Origin of the sequence: Streptomyces sp. (assembly GCF_050698815.1) — a bacterium.
GTDB lineage: Bacteria > Actinomycetota > Actinomycetes > Streptomycetales > Streptomycetaceae > Streptomyces.
Genome location: NZ_JBOHCV010000282.1, coordinates 1 through 4,636 on the forward strand (window position 1 = coordinate 1; position 4,636 = coordinate 4,636).

The window sequence follows — 4,636 nt, forward strand, 5'->3', positions numbered from 1 at the left end:
CACGGCACCCGTCGGTACGCGCCATGCGGGTGCCGTGCGGTGCCGCGCGGTGCCGTGCCGGCCGCTACCGCGGGCTCCGGTCCGTCTGATCCGGGCCCGTCGGGGCGGCAGATCTCGAAGGTCGAGGAGCTGTGCGGCTGACGACGAATCGATGGAAGGCAACGGAGACCTGCGCTGGTGGCCTATCCACGGTTCAAAGCGCCGGATTGGTGGGACGACTCTCTGTTCGGAAACGCTTCGAGCAGGGGAGAACGACGTGCGGGCGACCTTCGGGCTGGGACGGATCGCCGGTGTCCGGATCGGGGTCCACTGGAGCGTGTTGCTCATCTTCGGCCTCATCGCCTTCGGCCTGGCGCAGGGCCGCCTCGCGGAGGCGTACCCGGACCGTCCCGTGGCCGTGTACTGGGTCGCCGGCTTCCTCGCGGCCATCGTCTTCTTCGCCTCGCTGCTCGCCCACGAACTGGCGCACACTGTCGTGGCCCGGCGCAACGGGGTCGACGTGGAGGACATCGTCCTGTGGCTGCTCGGTGGAGCGGCCAGGCTGAAGTCGGAGGCGTCGACCCCGGCCGCGGAGCTGCGGATCGCGGGTGTCGGCCCGCTCGTCAGTCTTCTCCTCGGCGGCGTCTTCGCGCTGGGCGCCTGGCTGCTGGCCCTGGCTTCCACCCCCGGGCTGGTGGTCGAGGTGGTTGCGTGGCTGGCGGCCATCAATGTGCTCCTCGCGGTCTTCAACGCCGTTCCCGCTGCTCCGCTGGACGGTGGCCGGCTGCTGCGCGCTTTCCTGTGGTGGCGTACGGGAGACCGGCTGAAGGCGACCGCCGGGGCCACCGCAGCGGGGCGCAGCTTCGGGTGGCTGCTCATGCTGGGGGGACTTGTGCTGTTCCTGGGCAGCGGCTCGTTCGGCGGGCTCTGGCTCGCTTTGGTCGGCTGGTTCCTCATCGCGGCCGCCACCGCGGAGGGGCGGCAGGCGCAGTTGCGCGGTGTGCTGGGCGGAGTACCGGTGCGGGACGCCATGACGGCTGACCCGGTCACGGCGCCCGCTGGTCTTACGGTCGCCGACTTCCTGGCCGGTCCGTCCTACCGGTACCGGCATTCGGCGTTCCCGGTCATCGGCGAGGAGGAAACCCCCGTCGGGCTGCTCACGCTGGAAGGCGCCAGACGGGTGCCATGGGAAAGCGCTGAGGCGGTGACGGTGGATGAGGTGATGGTGCCGCTGTCGAAGACCACCGTGGTGGCACCGCAGGACCCGCTGGCAGACCTGCTGCCGCGTATGGAGCCCGGTGCGGAGAACCGGGTTCTGGTGGTGGACGGAGGAAGGCTTGCCGGCATCCTTACCTTGTCGGACGTCAGCCGTACCGTGACGTGGCTGATGAACTTCGCCCGGGAGCGGCGCGAGGGCCGCTGAGGATGAGGGTCAGCCGCCGGGAGTCGGTTCTCCGCCTCCAACCCTCCAACCCTCCACACCCTCCACACCCAGCGCGCTCAGCGCGCGGCTATCGGGCGTCCGGCCTCGAGGGCGGCGAGCTGCCGGTCGTGCGGCTTGCCGAGGAGAAGCAACGCCGACGTCGCGCCACTCAGGGCGAGGAACGCACTCCCGACCTCGAGCGGCCCTTCCGCGTACCGCTGTCGCCCGCGCTGCCGGTGATCACCGCCCTCGCGTGCCTCCATCTGATGTCCAACCTCAACGTCTTCACCTGGCTGCGGTTCGGGGCGTGGCTGGCGCTGGGCCTGTTGATCTACCTCTTCTACGGTCGCCGGCGCTCCGTCCTCGCAGCGCGGACGCAGGCGAAGGGCGAGGGATCGGCGCCTGAGCGGCTGGCCGGCTGACACCGGCGAAGGGCGCGCCCGCGCCGCCAAGCGGCTCACTCGGCGGGCCTGGGCCAGGGAGTTCGAGAGCCGCTCGGCGGGGAGGGGCGGAGGGGTCCGGGGCCGCTGTCAGGTGACCTGCTAGGGGCGGACGTAGGGCCGGGTCATGATCTCCATGTTGTGACCGTCCGGGTCGTCGAAGTAGGCGCCGCGACCGCCGAAGAGACGGTTGATCTGGTCGGGTTCGGTGTGGCTGGGGTCGGCGTAGTAGGTAACCCCGACCCCCTCCAGGCGGGCGATCATGGCGTCGAACTGCTCGTCAGGCACGAGGAAGGCGTAGTGCTGCGACTGAATCGGCTCGTCGCTCATCTCGTAGTAGTCGAGCGTCACGCCGTTGCCGAGGTCGACGGGCAGGAACGGCCGAGCGGGGCGCCGACCTTCAGGCCCAGGATCGCGGCGATGAACTCGGCGGACAGGCGCCGGTCGCTTGCGTAGACGGCGGTGTGGTTCAGCTGGACGGCGGTTGCCGGCAGCTCGCATTCCTGCCGGTACTGCTGGTCATACGGCATCAGTGGTGTGTGACTCCGGTCTTGAGATCCGCTGGGATGGGGCGCCGCACGCGGCGCCGGGAGCGAAGACGCGGAGAAGGAAGGCGGGCCTCTTGCCCGCCTCGCGCTCACGCCGAGGCCGGGAACCTCACTCGTGCATGGCCCATGGCCGACCCGGCAGTCACCCGACTGACCCTAGTGACCATCACCGGCTGGGACAACGCCGTTCCTTCGCCGTGCCCCGCCCGCATGGGGTCTCGCGTCAGACGGTCACGGCCGGACCGTCGTGGGCGATGTCTCATCCACAGAGATCCGCTACGAGGGCCGACGGCGACAGGTGGGTCAGGACACCTAGAGCAGCCACTTCCCGTCGCGCATAAGGGTCCGTCCGGCCAGCTCGGGAACCGTCCCCCACGCCTGCAGCACCTGCGGGGTGACCTGGAAGAAGACGTACGACGGGTGGTCCTCGCGAGGGTCCCAGCCATCCTTGGCGGCGAAGGCGTCGCCCACCTCGGCCGGAAGCTCATCGCGGGTCAGCATGCGCGCGGTGCCGTGGACCAGGACCACATCCCGGGTATGGCCGAAGCAGAGCCGGACCCGGCCCGTGGCACGCAGGTTGCGCCCGGTCGGGTTGGTGTCGCGGGTGCACAGCCACACCACCTCGCCATCCCACGAGAAGGCAAGCGGAACGAGACACGGCTCGCCGGTGCCGTCGGCCGTGCCGACCCATACGTCGTTGTCCCGCGCGAGCCGGTCCAGCGCCTCGCGCTTGCGCTGCTCCGGGCTGCGGGGTCCGCTGGGGCGAGAGTCAACTGATGTCATGTGGTGAGGTTATGACGGTGAAGCGCTCGGCCACATCGGGCGGCGGAACTACGGCGCAAGGCGGAGGTCGTCTTCGTACTGTGTTCGGGCGCGCTCCCGCACCGCCATGATCACGGGGCGCGCGATTGCGCGAGGGTGCCCCTCGACTGCACATCTACGCACTGTTGTGTTTCTCGACCGCAGAGTTAGGTTGCCCGCAGCTCGGCCGATCGGCCGAGAGACGAGAGGGGACGTCATGGCCCGTAGGCTGCGGATGCTCGGCACCAACTCCAAGGTTGGCGAATGTCCCACCCTCTACGAAGACGTGGACACAGGGGACATCATCGTGCAGGGCTACACCGTCACTGACCCGGACGAGGTTACCCAGCATCCTGGATGGCGAGTCCTTCGTCGTCGTACCTCGCCAGCTGCTCATTGACTTCGCCCCCAAGGAGTGACGTGCCGGATCACGTGTCAGCCGCGGAGATCATGTTGTTCTTCCTCGATGGGTTCGAGCACACGGCATGGAGGCTGGAGACCCGTCGGGACTATCTGTCCGACCAGGCCACTGACGAGTACCAGGGCTCCTCAGGGGCGTTCGGCCGCCCCGCGATGTGGACGGTCCCTGGTTCGTCAACGCGCGCGAGCAGACGTCGCGGGGCAAACGGCTCGAGCGTGTGCGGCTGGTCGACGATCCGCTCACAGACAACCAGCGCTATCTCCTCGCGACGACGCCGGACAACCTCGCGGCGGGGGAGGAAATCCGGTATATGCACCGTCGCGACGCCGTAGCTCTCAAGCTTCCAGACTTCGACTTCTGGTTGTTCGACTCCGGCGTCCTCGCGCGGTTCAACTGGGAGGACGCGTCGCGCCGCCTGGAACTGACGACCGACCCCGAGGATGTGCTCCCCGCCTGTCAGGCCCGCGACGCGGCTTGGCACCACGCAACCCGTTACGAAGACTTCAAGGCGATGTAGCTTCGGCCGTGTGACCACCGACTACCAGCACGCCCGGATCACCCTCGGTGCGCGGCTCCGAGAGCTGCGCACCGAATCCGGGCTCACCGTGCGGGGACTTGCGGGTCGGTGCGGATGGGCGCCGTCGAAGATCTCCAAGCTGGAAAACGGAAAGCAGACCGCCACTCTCGCGGACCTCGACGCGTGGGCGGTCGGCGTGGGACGCGCCGAGGTGGCGGAGGAGCTCAAAGGGCGACTCCGCGGCATGGAGTCCTCCTACCGATCGTGGCGACGCCAGCTGGCCGGTGGACACAAGGCGGTGCAGGACGCTTTGGGCGCACAGCACCAGAAGACCCACGTCATCCAGGGATTCTCGTGCTCCGTCATTCCCGGCATCTTCCAAACCGCCGACTACGCCCGAAGCGTCCTGACCAGGTACGCCGAACTGCACGGCGGCGCCCCGGATATCGAGGAGGGCGTGCTCTCCAGAATGCGACGCCAAGAGGGCCTGTACGCCCCGGGCAAGGC

At 68.9% G+C, this 4,636-nt stretch carries 5 protein-coding genes and 1 pseudogene; 4 read left to right on the forward strand and 2 right to left on the reverse strand.

From position 1 onward, the window contains the following. The first annotated feature begins 256 nt into the window (after positions 1-256). Both ACRDP3_RS10220 and ACRDP3_RS10225 read left to right on the forward strand, forming a co-directional pair. Entirely contained in the window at positions 257-1,402 is a 1,146-nt protein-coding gene (locus tag ACRDP3_RS10220) for a site-2 protease family protein (protein ID WP_431516555.1), read from the forward strand. A gap of 128 nt (positions 1,403-1,530) precedes the next feature. After that, positions 1,531-1,824, forward strand: coding sequence for an amino acid permease C-terminal domain-containing protein (locus ACRDP3_RS10225; protein ID WP_431516556.1), 294 nt, complete (start codon positions 1,531-1,533; stop codon positions 1,822-1,824). A gap of 120 nt (positions 1,825-1,944) precedes the next feature. Here the strand turns inward: ACRDP3_RS10225 and ACRDP3_RS10230 are convergent. Next, a pseudogene (locus ACRDP3_RS10230) lies at positions 1,945-2,372 on the reverse strand (VOC family protein). A gap of 330 nt (positions 2,373-2,702) precedes the next feature. Next, entirely contained in the window at positions 2,703-3,173 is a 471-nt protein-coding gene (locus tag ACRDP3_RS10235; RefSeq protein ID WP_431516557.1) for a pyridoxamine 5'-phosphate oxidase family protein, read from the reverse strand. 593 nt (positions 3,174-3,766) lie between these two features. Here ACRDP3_RS10235 and ACRDP3_RS10240 point away from each other — a divergent pair. After that, on the forward strand, positions 3,767-4,129 hold the full coding sequence (locus ACRDP3_RS10240; RefSeq protein WP_431516558.1) for a DUF6879 family protein: 363 nt from the start codon (positions 3,767-3,769) through the stop codon (positions 4,127-4,129). Positions 4,130-4,139: 10 nt separating this feature from the next. Next, a partial coding sequence (locus tag ACRDP3_RS10245) for a Scr1 family TA system antitoxin-like transcriptional regulator (RefSeq protein WP_431516559.1) occupies positions 4,140-4,636 on the forward strand: 497 nt, incomplete at its 3' end.

Coding starts and splice junctions, on each gene's coding strand:
- ACRDP3_RS10235 (WP_431516557.1), bottom strand. CDS start 3,173: ATGACATCAGTTGACTCTCGCCCCAGCGGACCCCGCAGCCCGGAGCAG.